General features: G+C 65.6%; 12 protein-coding genes, 1 pseudogene and 1 riboswitch. Of the genes and pseudogenes, 2 read left to right on the forward strand and 11 right to left on the reverse strand.

Annotation, left to right across the window (positions count from 1 at the left end; translation table 11 throughout):
* The 9 genes and pseudogenes from AB5Y72_RS12115 to AB5Y72_RS12155 all read right to left on the reverse strand — a co-directional run.
* Positions 1-132 (reverse strand): annotated as a pseudogene (locus AB5Y72_RS12115) (IS481 family transposase); the annotation flags it as partial.
* Between the two features lie 437 nt (positions 133-569).
* Positions 570-1,841 (reverse strand): 2-iminoacetate synthase ThiH, encoded by a 1,272-nt coding sequence (gene thiH / locus AB5Y72_RS12120; RefSeq protein WP_325783458.1) that lies wholly within the window; start codon positions 1,839-1,841, stop codon positions 570-572.
* The gene (locus AB5Y72_RS12125; protein WP_219143377.1) at positions 1,838-2,605 is read right to left on the reverse strand and encodes a thiazole synthase; all 768 of its coding nucleotides are present in this window, start codon (positions 2,603-2,605) and stop codon (positions 1,838-1,840) included. Before AB5Y72_RS12125 ends, thiH begins: the two co-directional genes overlap by 4 nt.
* Before the next feature lie 85 nt (positions 2,606-2,690).
* Complete coding sequence (gene thiS, locus AB5Y72_RS12130) at positions 2,691-2,897, reverse strand: sulfur carrier protein ThiS (RefSeq protein WP_219143376.1); 207 nt, start codon at positions 2,895-2,897, stop codon at positions 2,691-2,693.
* On the reverse strand, positions 2,894-3,688 hold the full coding sequence (locus tag AB5Y72_RS12135; RefSeq protein WP_219143375.1) for a HesA/MoeB/ThiF family protein: 795 nt from the start codon (positions 3,686-3,688) through the stop codon (positions 2,894-2,896). Before AB5Y72_RS12135 ends, thiS begins: the two co-directional genes overlap by 4 nt.
* Positions 3,678-5,285 carry a thiamine phosphate synthase gene (gene thiE / locus AB5Y72_RS12140; RefSeq protein ID WP_219143374.1) on the reverse strand — a complete coding sequence of 536 codons (1,608 nt, stop codon included), beginning with the start codon at positions 5,283-5,285 and terminating at the stop codon, positions 3,678-3,680. Before thiE ends, AB5Y72_RS12135 begins: the two co-directional genes overlap by 11 nt.
* Positions 5,282-7,273, reverse strand: coding sequence for a phosphomethylpyrimidine synthase ThiC (gene thiC / locus AB5Y72_RS12145; RefSeq protein ID WP_306824252.1), 1,992 nt, complete (start codon positions 7,271-7,273; stop codon positions 5,282-5,284). The genes thiE and thiC overlap by 4 nt, the downstream gene beginning before the upstream one ends.
* Before the next feature lie 262 nt (positions 7,274-7,535).
* Positions 7,536-7,649: riboswitch (TPP riboswitch) on the reverse strand.
* 66 nt (positions 7,650-7,715) lie between these two features.
* Positions 7,716-8,201: a hypothetical protein gene (locus AB5Y72_RS12150; RefSeq protein WP_325783457.1), complete on the reverse strand. Its 486-nt coding sequence runs from the start codon at positions 8,199-8,201 to the stop codon at positions 7,716-7,718.
* A gap of 78 nt (positions 8,202-8,279) precedes the next feature.
* A complete protein-coding gene (locus AB5Y72_RS12155; protein ID WP_216991191.1) occupies positions 8,280-8,708 on the reverse strand; it encodes a hypothetical protein in 429 nt (142 codons plus the stop codon).
* Positions 8,709-8,798: 90 nt separating this feature from the next.
* Between AB5Y72_RS12155 and AB5Y72_RS12160 the strand changes: the two genes are divergently transcribed.
* Both AB5Y72_RS12160 and AB5Y72_RS12165 read left to right on the forward strand, forming a co-directional pair.
* Positions 8,799-9,467 (forward strand): response regulator transcription factor, encoded by a 669-nt coding sequence (locus AB5Y72_RS12160; protein ID WP_216991192.1) that lies wholly within the window; start codon positions 8,799-8,801, stop codon positions 9,465-9,467.
* A complete protein-coding gene (locus tag AB5Y72_RS12165; protein ID WP_216991193.1) occupies positions 9,464-10,726 on the forward strand; it encodes a HAMP domain-containing sensor histidine kinase in 1,263 nt (420 codons plus the stop codon). Before AB5Y72_RS12160 ends, AB5Y72_RS12165 begins: the two co-directional genes overlap by 4 nt.
* A gap of 131 nt (positions 10,727-10,857) precedes the next feature.
* On the opposite strand, the gene rimK is transcribed toward AB5Y72_RS12165, so the two are convergent.
* Both rimK and metH read right to left on the reverse strand, forming a co-directional pair.
* On the reverse strand, positions 10,858-11,754 hold the full coding sequence (rimK, locus tag AB5Y72_RS12170) for a 30S ribosomal protein S6--L-glutamate ligase (RefSeq protein WP_042077940.1): 897 nt from the start codon (positions 11,752-11,754) through the stop codon (positions 10,858-10,860).
* A gap of 238 nt (positions 11,755-11,992) precedes the next feature.
* On the reverse strand, positions 11,993-15,688 hold the full coding sequence (gene metH, locus AB5Y72_RS12175) for a methionine synthase (RefSeq protein WP_325783455.1): 3,696 nt from the start codon (positions 15,686-15,688) through the stop codon (positions 11,993-11,995).
* Positions 15,689-15,795: the final 107 nt, after the last annotated feature.

The raw sequence follows: 15,795 nt of genomic DNA on the forward strand, positions 1-15,795 counted from the left end.
ATTACGGCGAATTTCGTAGAACTGCTGACGGCTGTAGCCGATGAGCTTGCAGGCTTTGCTGACATTATTGAGCTCTTTGGCGAGCTCTAGCAGGCTGAGTTTGCGACGTGCTACTTTCTCGTTGGTGGTCATACGGTGACTCCAGATAACACGGTAGGGGTACCGTTTTGTTATCCGGTTTGAAGCCGTATGACCACTCCCTTTTGTGGGCAACTGTCAGGTGAATACCATCTCCATACACACGGTATTGGCTTCCCCCTCCAATCCGCCGAGGGGGAGGGGCAAGATCAGGAGCGCCATCAGGGATGATGGCGCAGCCGCAGTCGGCACAGGGATGTGCCGTCTGCGGCGGTCCGTCCGACCTTGTACCTGATCCGAGGGAAACCGCGCAGCGGTCGGATTGGCGGGGTGGCCGCTCGATTGGTGCCTTTTCTTTGGCCACGCAAAGAAAAGTTACTCGCCCAAGCCCGAAGGGCGGGCGAAACCCCTTCGAGGCCACCGGCCTCGCGTCCTGCACGGCGCAGCCGTGCCTGCTCGCCACAAGCACGGAGTTTGGCCGAACTCCGCCCCTATCGGCCCAAGAAAGGCTCCCAATCCTTGAACACCGGCTGCAACCCGGCCTGCCGCACGGCGGCGGCCACTTCCCCCACCGGGCGGTCGTCGTGGATAGCGAACTGCTCCAGCTCCTCTGCATCCCCCTCGGCATAGCCCCCCGGCTGGGTGCGCGACTCGGCCGACATCTGGGTGATGCCAAGGCGCACCGCGCCGTTGCGGAAGGTGGCCGACTCGCGAGTCGAAAGCGACAAGTCCAGCGTTGGCGAGAAGAGACGCCAGGCGCAGATAAGCTGCGCCAGCTGGCGATCCGACATCACAACCTCCGGCTCCAGCCCACCGGTGCAGGGGCGCAGGCGCGGGAAGGAGAGCGAGTAGCGGCTCTGCCAGTGGTGGCGCTCAAGCCAGCTCAGGTGCTCGGCGACAAAGTAGCTGTCGGCGCGCCAGTCTGAGGAGAGGCCGATGAGTGCCCCCAACCCGATTTTGTCGATCCCGGCGCGGCCGAGCCGATCCGGCGTGGCGAGGCGCCATGCAATGTCCCGCTTGTTGCCGCGCAGATGGTGGCGGGCATAGGTGGGGGCGTGGTAGGTCTCCTGATAAACCATGACGGCATCGAGGCCGAGGCTTTTCAGCTCGGCATATTCGTCCTGCGAGAGGGGCTGCACCTCCATCCCCACCGTGCTGAAGTGACGGCGGATGATGGGCATCACCTCGCGAAAATAGGCGAGCCCCACCTTGTGCTCGTGTTCACCGGTCACCAGCAGCACGCTGTCAAAACCGCGCGCCTTGATGGCCAGACACTCGCGCTCTATCTCCTCTGCATTCAAGGTCTTGCGCTTGAGGCGGTTGCTCATGGAGAAGCCGCAGTAGGTGCAGTCGTTGGCGCACAGGTTCGACAGATAGAGGGGCACATAGAAGCCGATGGTGTTGCCAAAGCGCTGGCGGGTCAGGCGCTCGGCCTCGGCCGCCATCTGCGGCAAAAATGCCTCGGCAGCCGGCGAGATCAGCGCCATAAAATCGCTCAGGGTGCGACGCGGTGCGCTCAGGGCTCGCGCCACGTCGGCGGCGCTCTTGGCGCGGATCTGCATACCGATATCGTCCCACTCCAGCTCGCGCCATCTATCGAGAAAATTCTCCGACTTTCTCTCAACCCCCTCCCGGCCTCCCCCTTCACAAGGGGGAGGTGTTAATCCGCCCCCCCGGTCTCCCCTTTCACAAGAGGACGGAGTCAACACTCCCTCCCCTGGCAAGGGGAGGGTCGGGGTGGGGTCATTGGCATGCTGACTCATAACGCCCCCAGAAAATCGGTAAGCGGGCTGGAGGCTTGCGCCTGCAGGGCGCGGGCGCCAAGACCCGCTTCATAGGCGCTGCGACCTGCTTCACAAGCGAGCGCAAAGGCGCGGCCCATGGCGATCGGATCGCCGCTCACCGCGATGGCAGTGTTGACCAGCACGGCATCGGCGCCGAGTTCGAAGGCCGCCGCCGCGTGGCTCGGCGCACCTATCCCCGCATCCACCACCACGGGCACATTGGCCTGTTCGACGATGATGGAGAGGAACTCCCGGGTCACCAGCCCCTGATTCGAGCCGATAGGCGCGCCGAGCGGCATCACGGCGGCGCAGCCCACCTCTTCGAGCCGCTTGCAGAGCACCGGGTCGGCGCCGCAGTAGGGCAGCACCACAAAACCCTCTTTCACCAGCTGCTCGGCGGCTTTCAGCGTCTCGATGGGATCGGGCAGCAGATAGCGCGGGTCGGGGTGGATCTCCAGCTTGAGCCAGTTTGTCCCCAGCGCCTCGCGGGCCAGGTGGGCGGCAAACACCGCCTCGGCGGCGGTCTTGGCGCCTGAGGTGTTGGGCAAGAGCTTGACCCCGAGTTTCAAAAGCGGGCTCAGGATATCGTCGTGGGCCTTGCCGGGTTCGAGCCGCTTGATGGCCATGGTGACGAGCTGGGAGCCGCTCGCCTCGATGGCGGCGGCCATCAGTTCCGGACGGGCAAACTTGCCGGTGCCGGTAAAGAGGCGCGAGGAGAAGGTGTGATCGGCAATTGTCAGCATGTCAGCCTCCGGCCACTGCGATAAGAAGAGATGAGGCCCCGCCGCAAGGCATAGCGCTCGAAGATGGGACTGCGAGCATCATGGGTCAGCCTCCGGCAATGGCGGTGAAGAGGTGAAGTTCATCCCCGTCATTGAGACGGGTCTCGGCCCAGCGGCCACGGGGCAGCACGGCGCCGTTAAGGGCCACCGCCACCCCCTGGGGATTGACCCCTTGCGCGGCCAGCAGGTCGGCCACGCTCTGCCCTGCCGCCAGCGGCTGGGATTGATCGTTGAGTCGAATGGTCAAGGTCATGGGGTGATTTCCTTATCGTGTGTCGGGCATCGGTGCTGCCCGCAGACCGGGCAATCGGGGTCGGGGGCCAGAGTGAGGGTCTGCCACTGATGGGTTAGCGCATCGAAGCGGCGCAATGTGCCGGCCACCGGGTTCGGCATCCCGAACAGCAGTTTCAGAGCCTCCAGCGCCTGCAAAGAGCCCATCACCCCCACCAGCGGGCCGGTGACGCCGCTGGTATCGCAGCTCTCCTTGATCTCGGTATCCTGCGGATAGAGGCAGGCGTAGCAGGCGTGATCGCTGCTGGTGCGCGCCATCAGCTGCCCCTGCCAGCCCACTGCGGCGGCACAGACCCAGGGCTTGCCCTGAGCCACGCAGGCGGCGTTGATGGCCTGGCGGGTGGCGAGGTTGTCGCAGCAGTCGATCACCAGATCTACCTCGGCCACAAACTCCGGCAGGCTGGTGGCATCGAGCCGCTGGTTGATGGCAATCAGCTCCACCAGCGGGTTGTGTTGGCTAAGGCGCTCGCGGGCCAGCTCCGCCTTGGAGTGGTTGACTGCCTCGGAGTCGAACAGGATCTGGCGCGGCAGGTTGCTGGAGTCCACGGTATCGCCATCGGCGAGCCAGAGCGTCCCCACACCGGCCCCGGCCAGATAGAGGGCGAGCGGCGAGCCGAGCCCGCCGAGGCCGACGATCAGCACGGATTTGTCTTTCAGCCGCGCCTGCCCCGCCTCCCCCACTTCCGCCAGCATCAGCTGGCGGCCGTATCTCAGATACTCTTTGTCACTAAGAGAAGCCGCATCAGAGCGCATGTTCCACCTCCCTTATGGCTGTGGCCGAGCGCGGCTCATCCCCCGCTCCCACTGCGGCCAGCAGCCGTTCGGTCGCCCCCTGCCAGTCGTCGCTCGCCGTGATGGCCGAGACCAGCGCGATGCTGCCGACCCCGCTCCCCTTGACCGCCGCCACCCGCTCCTCGCTGATGCCGCCGATGGCGACCGTCGGCCACTCCGCCATCAGGGCGCGGTAGCGATGCAGCCGCACCAGCCCCTGAGGGCGCGAAGGCATCGCCTTGGTGTTGGTCGGGAAGATATGACCGAGCGCGATATAGGAGGGGGCCAGCTCGCGCGCCCGCATCAGCTCGAAGTAGCCGTGGGTGGAGATGCCAAGGCGCAGCCCGGCCGCCTGAATGGCGGCGAGATCGGCGGTCTCCATATCCTCCTGCCCCAGATGCACGCCCCAGGCACCCGCCGCTATGGCCTGTTGCCAATGGTCGTTGATAAAAAGCCGCGCCCCATGGCGGCGACCGAGCTCTACCGCATCACGAATGGCCGGCGCCACCTCTGTGGCGGGCAGATTTTTGATGCGCAGCTGGATGGTCTTGACCCCCTGCCCCAGCAGGCGGCGCAGCCACTTGACCGAATCCACCACCGGATAGAGACCGAGGTTGTGTTCGGTCGGCGCGAAGGGGCCATCCGGCAGACGGGCGCTGCTTGTCTCATACAATCCGAAGCGGCGATCGAGCTTTGACCCCGCCAGCACGGCGCGGGGGAAGTGTGCAAGATCGGCGGGCCAGCCGAGGTGGGCGATGGGCCCCGGGCCTGCCCCCACCCCCTGCGCCGCCGCCAAGCCCTGTTGCAGGTAGGCCCGCGCCAGGGTGATGGCGTCCTCCACCGGATAGTCCTGCGCCACCACGGCGGCAATGGCGCTGGCGTAAGCGCAGCCGGTGCCGTGGCCATGGCGGGTATCGAGGCGCGGCGCGGCGAGCCAGAATTCGCGGGTCTCGTCCTGGTAGTAGTCGAGGCAGTGATCCCCGCTCCAGCCCAGATGGCCACCCTTGACCAGCACCGCCCTGGCGCCGAGTTCCCGCAGTCGCCGGGCGGCGAGGCGCACCAGTTCGGGGCTGGTGGCGGGCAGTCCGGTCAGGGCCTCCAGCTCGGGGCCGTTGGGGGTGATGAGCGACAGACGTGGTAGCAGGTGCTCGCGCACCGCCGCCAGCATGCCGGCCTCCACCATGGGGGTGCCGGTGCTGGCGATGGCCACCGGATCGTAGACCACGAAGGGAGCCTCGACGGTCGACAACCTGCGGGCCAGCACCTCCACATGCAGCCGGGTCGGCAGCAGGCCGATCTTGATGGCGGCAGGTGGCAGATCGACACTGAGGGCGTCGATCTGGGCGGTAAAAGTCTGCATCAGCACAGGGTCGACCATCTTCACCGCCACCGAGTTCTGGGCCGTGATGGCGGAAATGACGGAGCAGCCGTGCACGCCGAGATCGTGCATTGTGTGCAAGTCGGCCTGAATGCCGGCCCCGCCGCCGGAGTCGGACCCGGCGATGGTCCAGACCACGGGGCGGGCAGCCGTCACTGCTGTCAGGTCGGCGGGGCTGACAGCCCCGCGCTCGCTGCTCACGCCTCCTCCCCTGCGGCCTGCTTCAGGGTCGCCGCCTGATGGTAGATCTCGCCGCCGGTCTCCTTGAAGGTTTCAGCCATGCGGGCCATGCCGCTCTCGACCTCGGCCACCACCCGCTCCTGCTGACCGTCCATGCCGACCAGCTTTATCTCTACGGCTTCCAGCTTGGCGGCGTAGTCGCGCACGTCCTGGGTGATCTTCATGGAGCAGAACTTGGGGCCACACATGGAGCAGAAGTGGGCCACCTTGCCGGACTCCTGGGGCAGGGTCTCGTCGTGGTAGGCGCGGGCGGTGTCGGGATCCAGCGCCAGATTGAACTGATCCTCCCAGCGGAATTCAAAGCGCGCCTTGGACATGGCGTTGTCGCGGATCTGGGCCCCCGGGTGACCCTTGGCCAGATCGGCGGCGTGAGCGGCGATCTTGTAGGTAATCAGCCCCTGTTTCACATCCTCCTTGTTGGGCAGCCCCAGATGCTCCTTGGGAGTGACGTAGCAGAGCATGGCGCAGCCATACCAGCCGATGAGCGCGGCACCGATGCCGGAGGTGAAGTGATCGTACCCCGGCGCGATGTCGGTGGTGAGCGGACCAAGGGTGTAGAACGGCGCCTCGTGGCAGTGCTCCAGCTGCTCGGTCATGTTGCGCTCGATCATGTGCATCGGCACGTGGCCGGGGCCCTCGATCATCACCTGCACGTCGTATTCCCACGCGATCTTGGTCAGCTCACCCAGGGTGCGCAGCTCGGCGAACTGGGCCTCGTCGTTGGCGTCATAGACGGAGCCCGGACGCAGACCGTCACCCAGCGACAAGCTCACGTCGTAGGCGGCGCAGATCTCGCAGATCTCGCGGAAGTGCTGGTAGAGGAAGTTCTCCTTGTGATGCGACAGGCACCACTTGGCCATGATGCTGCCGCCGCGCGACACGATGCCGGTGAGGCGCTTGGCGGTCATCGGCACGAAGCGCAGCAGGACGCCGGCGTGGATGGTGAAATAGTCCACCCCCTGCTCGGCCTGCTCCAGCAGGGTGTCGCGGAACAGCTCCCAGGTGAGCTCTTCGGCGATGCCGTTGGTCTTCTCCAGCGCCTGATAGATGGGCACGGTACCGATGGGCACCGGGCTGTTGCGCAGGATCCACTCGCGGGTCTCGTGGATGTAGCGACCGGTGGAGAGATCCATCACGGTGTCGGCGCCCCAGCGGGTCGACCAGACCAGCTTCTCCACCTCCTCCTCGATGCTGGAGGTGACCGCCGAGTTGCCGATGTTGGCGTTGATCTTCACCAGAAAATTGCGGCCGATGATCATCGGCTCCGCTTCCGGGTGGTTGATGTTGCTGGGGATGATGGCACGACCGGCGGCCACCTCATCACGCACGAATTCGGGGGTGATGTTCTGGGGCAAACGGGCACCAAAATCACGGCCCGGATGCTGGGTGCGCAACAGTTCAGAGCGCACCCGCTCGCGACCCATGTTCTCGCGCAGGGCGATAAATTCCATCTCGGGAGTGACGATGCCAGCGCGGGCGTAGTGGAGCTGGGTGACCCGGCGGCCCGGCTTGGCACGGCGCGGTTTCGGCAGATGCTCGAAGCGCAGGTGATCCAGCCCCTCGTCGGCCAGCCGCTCCTGAGTGAAGGTGGAGCTGAGCCCCGGCAGTTCGTCGGTATCATCCCGCTCCAGCACCCAGTTCTCCCGCAGGCGCGGCAGGCCGCGGCGCACGTCGATAGCGACCCCCTCCTCCCCGTAACGGCCCGAGGTGTCGTAGACCGGCACCGGCTCGTTGGGCTCGAACTGAGGAGCCTCTTTGGTGCCACCGACGAAGGTGTCGGCCAGCTGGATCTCCCGCAGCGGAACACGGATATCGGCGCGGGAGCCTTCGATAAAGATGCGGCGGGAGTTGGGGTGAGCCATTCCCTTGAGGCTGTCGATAAAGGCCTGAGCGCTGGAGCGCTGCTCGCGGCGGCTGGATTTGGCGGTATCAGATACGGAAGTAGACATAGCAAAACTCACATTAACTGGTTGAAGTTATGGGTATTTGCTTGTCTGGAGTTCGAGGAGAAGATGAACTTGCGGCGGGGTGTGTTCGGGGGAACGGGCGATGGATTTTCCCTGCTCTGCCGTCCCGGTGTTTCCCTAGTCTGGAAACCCGGCGCCCTATGGACAACCGGACGGGACAGCCTCCCCCTCTGTGCGCCTGTGCCAGCCAGAGGCTGGTCTGCTTCCGACTGGCGGGAAGGTGCTCCTTCCCCGGCGCGGTAACCCGCAAGTTACCCTTGTTTCCCTTCGCAGGTCTTAACCTGATCAGGTTCCACGGATCCCGAATTAACGGTCTCAGCTTCGCGTCGTTCGACGGTCAGCACTCCGACAAGATGGCGCAAGTATAAGTGGGGAATTTGAAAGTACAAGGTTTTAACAAGTCAGACCTGTGGGCGCGGCTGACTCAGGGTTCGTTCGGATCATCTTCCGGATTGGGGATCAGGATCTCGGTGAGGCGGCCCTCCTCATCCCGGCTCAGCACCAGGCGGCGACCCGGTTGCAGATCGGCGACGCTGCCGTTGATCCAGCGAGTGTCGGTATCAAACACCAGCACGCCGAGACCCTGTAGCAGCAATGCCTGCCCCGAGTGGGTGAGCAGTCGATCCTCCGCTCGCCGCCAGTTGGCCCCGAGCGCCGGATCCGGCGCCCCGTCGAGCACCCGGATCGTCTCGGCCACGCCGTAACGGCTCTGGATCGCGAGGCGCATGCCGGGCACGAGCCCGTCGGGCTGGGTCACACCGTGCAGCTCGGCACTGCCGAGCTCCAGCTCGGCCCCCTGGAATTGCAGGCGCACCCCGTCGTTGTGCTCCAGCTCCACCAGCCAGAGCTCGGCGTCGTCGGCGAGGGTGCAGAAGGGCAACAGCAGCAGGCAGAGTGCGGTTCTGGTCATGGCTGGCGGTCCAGGGTCACGGGATGAGGTTTAACTATGGGCCTGGACGGGCCATTTTTCCGGTCTCCCGCGACCGGCTCAGTCATCCTCCCGGCACTGGCTCAGGCGCATGCCGTCAAACCTGCACTCCAGCTCCAGCCAGCGCCCCTCGAACGGATCCAGACTCCCATCCGAGGTGACATAGCCCCAGATACGGCCCCCCTCCACCGGCCCCTCCAGCTCCATCTCGTCCTCCTCTTCCAGCGGCTCCACCTCGCGAACGAGCCGCCGCGCCCCCTGCGCCGTCTCCTGCACCACCCCTTCCAGATCGACCCAGGTCCCGCCGAGATCGTCCTCATCCAGCCCGTCCTTGAAGCGAGTGCGCTCGTCGATCACGAAGGGAATGCCGTTGACCATCAACTGGCCAAGCTGCCAGCTGGTGCGGCCCGTGAGCTTGAACTCGGCCGCCTGCGCCAGACCAAAAGGCAATAGAATCAATAACCAGAAGGCGCGGAGAGACTTCTTCATCGGGGATCCTCGGGGTTACACTGGCACACAGGATGACGCATCCGGTGTGAAATGGCCGTGAAATGCCGGCCAGAACCAGGAGATCAAAGCATGAAAATACTGGTGGTGGAAGACAGTCCCCAGGTGGCGGAGACCATCATGGACTATCTGGAGCTGGCCGGGCACAGGGTGGATTGCGCCTATCACGGTCAGGCCGCCCTGCAACTGCTCGCCGAGCAGCGCTTCGACGTCATCATTATGGATGTCATGATGCCGCGCCTGGACGGCCTGCGCACCGTGGAGCGGCTGCGCTCGGACGGCATCTCGACCCCGGTGATCTTTCTCACCGCCCGCGACAGCCTGGAGGACAAGCTGGCAGGCTTCAAGGCGGGAGGGGACGACTACCTGGTCAAGCCCTTCGCCATGGAGGAGCTGGAGGTGCGGCTGCAGGCCCTGGGCCTGCGCGGCCCCCGAGGTGACATGGGCGCCCTCAGCTTCGGCGACCTGACGGTGGACACCGCCGCCGGTCGCGCCACCCGCGCCGGGGTGGAGCTCAAACTCGGCAAGATCCCGTTCCAGATCCTCAGCCTGCTGGTGAGGCGCGCCCCCCAGCTGGTGACGCGTCAGGAGGTGCTCGACACCGTCTGGGGGGACGAGGAGCCCGACTCCGACGCCCTGCGCAGTCACATCTATGCCCTGCGCAACGCCCTCGACAAGCCTTTCCCCGCCCCCATGCTGGAGACCCTGCACGGCCAGGGCTACCGGCTGGTGAAACCATGAGAGCCCCGCCACCGCCAGACCAGCAGGCCCCGGGCCTGCCGAGCCTGCGCCGACGGCTGGTGCTGGCGCTGGGGGGGGCCGGCCTGCTGCTGCTGATGATCCTGAGCCTGCTGATGGTGGTGGCCGAGGACAAGATGGAGGAGCTGAGCCTGCGCCACTGGCTGGAGGCCGAGGCGACCCGCTACGGCGACGACTGGCTGCGCCTGGGACCTGGGGCCCCCGCCCCCAGCCCGCGCCAGTTCTCCAGCTACTGGACCGAGGCGGGCCGCCTGCCGGCCTGGCTCAAGACCTACCGGAGCCCCGGCTTCTTCGAACACCAGCTGGGCGAGGAGGACAAGCACTTCCTGGTACGCGCCCACCCCTCGGGTCAGGGGCTGCTCTATCTGGTGTTCAACGACGACGCCGACGACTATCTGGACCCCTACGAAGACAAGCTGCATCTGGTCACCCGGTTGATCGGCCTGGCCCTGCTGCTGGGGAGCCTCGCCTTCGGCATCTGGCTGGTGCGCCACATCACCCGCCCCCTGGACAGGCTGCGCCAGCGCGTCGCCCACCTCACACCGGATCAGGGGGACTTCGTGCCGGATGCCCCCTGGCAGGAACTGCGTGACATCGAGCTGGCGCTGCTGGCGGGCAAGCACGAGGTGGCCGCCGTGTTCGCCCGCGAACAGGAGTTCAGCCGCTTCGCGAGCCACGAGCTGCGCACCCCCAACATGGTGATCCAGGGCTCCGCCGCCCTCCTAGGCAAGGTGGCGGACCTGCCCGCCCCGGCGGCCCGCGCCACCGCTCGCATCCGCGCCGCCGCCGACGAGATGGCCCTGCTCACCGAGACCTTCCTGCTGCTGGGGCGCAAGGAGGCCGTGGAGCGTACGCCCCAGCAGGTGGCCCCTCTCATTCGCCAGGAGCTGACCCGCCTCGCCCCCCTGCTGCAACGGGAGGCGCTGGACATTCGCCTGCAATTGGACGAGGAGAGCGAGGTAGAGGCCCCCCTCTCCCTGCTCGCCATTGCGCTCGGCAACCTCTTGAAAAACGCTCTGAGCTACGCCGAGGGCCATATCGAGATCGCACTGCACGAACGGGTGCTCACCATCAGCAACCCCACGACAGCCGCACCGGATCAGATCCTCGGCTACGGCTGCGGCCTCACCATCATCCAGCGCATCTGCGAGAAGCTGGGCTGGCAGATAGAGACCCGGCTGGAGGACGGCGTTTTCAGCGCCCGGCTGGCGATGATCGCCGGCGACCCCGGGGCGGCATAGCCCCTCCTCCCCGCCCCTTCTCCCGCAAGGGGAGACAACAACACTCCCCGGCAGGCCCGCTGCCCACCAGCCGGATAACGACAAGGCGCCCGAGGGCGCCCTGTTTTATCTGTCTGACACTCGTTTGGGACTCATTCCGCCGGCTTGTGCTTGCGACTCGCCTTGAGCTCCAGATACTCGATGATCTTGCCCGCCACGTCCTTGCCGGAGGCGGCTTCCACCCCCTGCAGGCCGGGGGAGGAGTTCACCTCCAGCACCAGGGGGCCGCGGGCGCTGCGCAGTATGTCCACCCCGGCCACGTCCAGCCCCATGATCTTGGCGGCCTGCACCGCGGTCGCCCGCTCCTCCGGGGTGATCTTGATGGCCGAGGCCTCGCCGCCCCGGTGCAGGTTGGAGCGAAACTCCCCCGGCTGGGCCTGACGACGCATGGCGGCCACCACCTTGCCGTTGACCACCAGGCAGCGGATGTCGGCGCCGTTCGCCTCGCGGATATACTCCTGCACCAGGATGTTGTTGTTGGTCTGGATGAAGGCCTCGATCACGCTCTCGGCGGCCTTCTGGGTCTCGCACAGCACCACCCCTATCCCCTGGGTCCCCTCCAGCAGCTTCACCACCAGGGGCGCCCCGCCCACCATGGTGATGAGGTCGGGCACGTCGTGGGTACTGTGGGCATAGCCGGTGATGGGCAGGCCTATGCCGTGACGGGAGAGCAGCTGCATGGCGCGCAGCTTGTCCCGGGAGCGGGAGATGGCCACCGAACTGTTGAGGGCCATGGTGTTCATCATCTCGAACTGGCGCAGCACGGCGGTGCCGTAGAAGGTGATGCTGGCCCCGATGCGCGGGATCACGGCGTCATAGCTCTCCAGTTCCCGTCCTTCGTAGTGGATAGAGGGATTGTGGGAGGCGATGTTCATGTAGCAGCGCAGGGTGTCGAGCACCTCGACCTGGTGCCCACGGGCCCGGGCCACTTCGACCAGGCGGCGGGTGGAGTAGTTGTTGGGCTCGCGGGATAAGATGGCAATATTCATGGCGATTCCGCTAGAAGGCTGTGCCTGGGCAGGATGGGGCGGGAGAGTATAAAGTGCCACAGCGCCAAGACAACGCCAATTGTTTATCCTGACAACAAGGCAAACCACGCAGAACTCCGCTATGCCATCCCGTTGTCATCCAGATGTCACACGGCGGCACCAGACTGGTCTGTCCCCCAGCACAGGATGCCGCCGTTGTTCGTCAAAGATCAATCTGGATTGACCCGGTTGCCACGCCTCAGTGCAGGTTCGGCCCCAGCCAGCGCTCGGCTTCTGCCAGGGTCATGCCCTTGCGCTGGGCATAGTCTTCCACCTGGTCCGGCTGGATCTGGGCCACGGCGAAGTATTTGCTCTCGGGGTGGGAGAAGTACCAGCCCGACACCGCCGCCCCCGGCCACATGGCGTAGGACTCGGTGAGCTGCATGCCGATGGCCTGCTCCACGTCCAGCAGCTCCCAGATGCTCCCCTTCTCGGTGTGCTCCGGGCAGGCCGGGTAACCCGGCGCCGGACGGATGCCCCGATAGTTCTCGCGGATCAGCTCCTCGTTGGAGAGCGCCTCGTCCGGGGCATAGCCCCAGTGCACTTTGCGCACCTGCTCGTGCAGGTATTCGGCAAAGGCCTCGGCCAGGCGGTCGCACACAGCCTGGATGAGGATGGCGTTGTAGTCGTCGTGGTCCGCCTTGTAGGCCTTGGCGATGGCCTCCTCGCCGATGCCGCCGGTCACCGCGAAGGCGCCGATCCAGTCGGGCTTGCCGCTCTCCTTCGGGGCCACATAGTCTGCCAGACAGTAGTTGGGGAAGCCCTGCTTCTCGCTCTGCTGGCGCAGGTGGTGCAGCACCTTGCGCACCTGGGTGCGGGTCTCGTCGGTGTAGACCTCGATGCTGTCCCCCACGGCATTGGCCGGGAACAGGCCGATGATGCCGGCGCAGCGCACGCTCCGATCCTTCTCCAGCCGATCCAGCATGGCGTTGGCGTCGGCGTAGAGGCGCGTCGCCTCCTCCCCCACGACTTCATCCTCCAGAATGCGGGGGAACTTGCCCGCCAGCTCCCAGCTGAGGAAGAACGGCGTCCAGTCGATGTAGGGGCGCAGCACCGAGATGGGCACGTTCTCGAAGGTCTGCACGCCGGGCTCCCGGGGCGCCGGGGGCTCATAACCCACCCAGTCCAGCTGGTGGCGGTTGGCACGGGCATGGGCCAGGGAGACCGGCTTGGAGCGCGGCTGCTTGCGGGCATGCTGATCCCGGGCGATCTCGTACTCCTTGTCGATGCGGGCGACGAAGGCGGGCTTGAGCTCGGGGCTCAGCAGGCTCTGGGCCACCCCCACGGCGCGGGAGGCGTTGGAGACATAGACCACGGGCTCGGAGTAGTTCTGCTCTATCTTCACCGCGGTGTGGGCCTTGGAGGTGGTGGCACCGCCGATGAGCAGGGGCAGCTTGAAACCCTGACGCTCCATCTCCTTCGCCACGTGCACCATCTCGTCCAGCGACGGGGTGATAAGGCCCGACAGGCCGATGATGTCGGCCCCCACTTCCCGCGCCGTCTTGAGGATGGTCTCGCAGGAGACCATGACACCGAGATCCACGATCTCGAAGTTGTTGCACTGCAGCACCACCCCGACGATGTTCTTGCCGATGTCGTGCACGTCGCCCTTGACGGTGGCCAGCACGATTTTGCCGTTGCTGGAACCGCCGGACTTCTCCGCCTCTATGTAGGGTTGCAGGTAGGCCACCGCCCGCTTCATCACCCGAGCCGACTTCACCACCTGGGGCAGGAACATCTTGCCGGCGCCGAACAGATCGCCCACCACGTTCATGCCGTCCATCAGCGGCCCCTCGATGACGTGCAGCGGCTTCTCGGCCTGGGCACGCGCCTCCTCGGTATCCTCCTCGATGAAATCGGTGATCCCCTTGACCAGGGCGTGTTCGAGCCGCTTGCCCACCGGCCAGCCTCGCCACGCCTGATCCCGCGGATCCTCGGCCTGGGCCCCCGCGCCGCGATACTTCTCGGCGATGGCCAGCAGCGCCTCGGTGGCGTCGGGATTGAGGTTCAGCACCACAGCCTCCACCTTCTCTTTCAGCTCCGCCGGGATGTCCTCGTAGATGGCGAGCTGGCCCGCGTTGACTATCCCCATGTCCATGCCGTTCCTGATGGCGTGGTAGAGGAAGACGGCGTGGATGGCCTCGCGCACCGGCTCGTTGCCACGGAAGGAGAAGGAGACGTTGGAGACGCCGCCGGAGATCATGGCGTGGGGCAGGTTGCGTTTTATGTCGCCGACCGCCTCGATAAAGTCCACCGCGTAGTTGTTGTGCTCGTCGATGCCGGTCGCCACCGCGAAGATGTTGGGGTCGAAGATGATGTCTTCCGGCGGGAAGCCGACGCGGTCCACCAGGATCCGGTAGGCGCGCTGGCAGATCTCGAACTTGCGGGCCCGGGTGTCGGCCTGGCCCACCTCGTCGAACGCCATCACGATGACGGCGGCGCCATAGCGGCGCAGCAGTTTCGCCTGCTCGATGAACTTCTCCTCCCCCTCCTTCATGGAGATGGAGTTGACCACGGGCTTGCCCTGCACGCACTTGAGACCCGCCTCCAGCACCTCCCACTTGGAGGAGTCGATCATCACAGGCACCCGGGCGATGTCCGGTTCCCCGGCGATCAGGTTCAGGAAGCGCACCATGGCCACCTCGGCGTCCAGCATCCCCTCGTCCATGTTGATGTCGATGATCTGGGCGCCGTTCTCCACCTGCTGCTTGGCCACGTCCAGGGCCTCGTCGTAGAGCCCTTCTTTTATCAAGCGCTTGAACTTGGCCGAGCCGGTGACGTTGGTCCGTTCCCCCACGTTCACGAACATGGATTCGGGGGTGATGATGAGGGGCTCCAGGCCCGACAGGCGACAGGCCACCGGCAGATCCGGCAAGGCGCGGGGCTTGATGCCGGCGACGGCGTCCGCCATGGCGCGGATGTGGGTCGGGGTGGTACCGCAGCAGCCGCCCACCAGGTTGAGGAAGCCGCTCTGGGCCCACTCGCGGATATGCTCCGCCATCTCGACCGCGTCGAGATCGTACTCGCCGAAGGCATTGGGCAGGCCGGCGTTGGGGTGGGCGCTGACATGGGTCTCGCTGATGCGGGACAACTCCTCCACGTACTGGCGCAGCTCGTCCGGGCCGAGCGCACAGTTGAGGCCGAAGGAGATGGGCTTCACGTGGCGAAGGGAATGGTAGAAGGCTTCCGTGGTCTGGCCCGAGAGGGTGCGGCCGGAGGCGTCCGTGATGGTGCCGGAGATCATCACCGGCAGGCTGTAGCCCAGCTCCTCGAACACCAGGTCCACCGCGAAGGCGGCCGCCTTGGCGTTGAGGGTATCGAAGATGGTCTCAATCAGGATGAGGTCGGCCCCCCCCTCGATCAGGGCATGAGTCGATTCGGTGTAGGCGGCCACCAGCTCGTCATAGGTGACGTTGCGCTTGCCCGGGTCGTTCACGTCCGGCGAGATGGAGGCGGTGCGGTTGGTGGGACCCAGGACCCCTGCCACAAAGCGCGGTTTCGCCGGATCCTTGGCCGTCCACTCGTCCGCCACGGCGCGGGCCAGGCGGGCCGCCTCCCGGTTGATCTCGGCCGAGAGCGCTTCCATCTCGTAGTCGGCCATGGCGATGCGGGTGGCGTTGAAGGTGTTGGTCTCGAGGATGTCGGCACCGGCGGCGCAGTACTGGTCGTGGATCTCGCGAATGACGGCGGGACGGCTCAGCACCAGCAGGTCGTTGTTGCCCTTGATGTCGGTATGCCAGTTCGCAAACCGCTCGCCTCTATAGTCCGACTCGCCGAGCTTGTAGCCCTGGATCATGGTGCCCATGGCCCCGTCGATGATCAGGATCCGCTCCCTGAGACAGGCTTCCAGCCTGGTTGTGACATCCGCTTTCTTGTTCGACTCTCTGCTCGACACCGCTCGTACCCCTTACATCCATGCAACTGCGTGATGCCCATCCTAGCAGCAATCAAATTAAATGGAAATCTAGCCGTCTATCTGTCCGTATCGGCGATTAAATATAA

The organism is Aeromonas sp. R7-4, assembly GCF_040908055.1.
GTDB classification, from domain to species: Bacteria; Pseudomonadota; Gammaproteobacteria; order Enterobacterales; family Aeromonadaceae; genus Aeromonas; species Aeromonas sanarellii.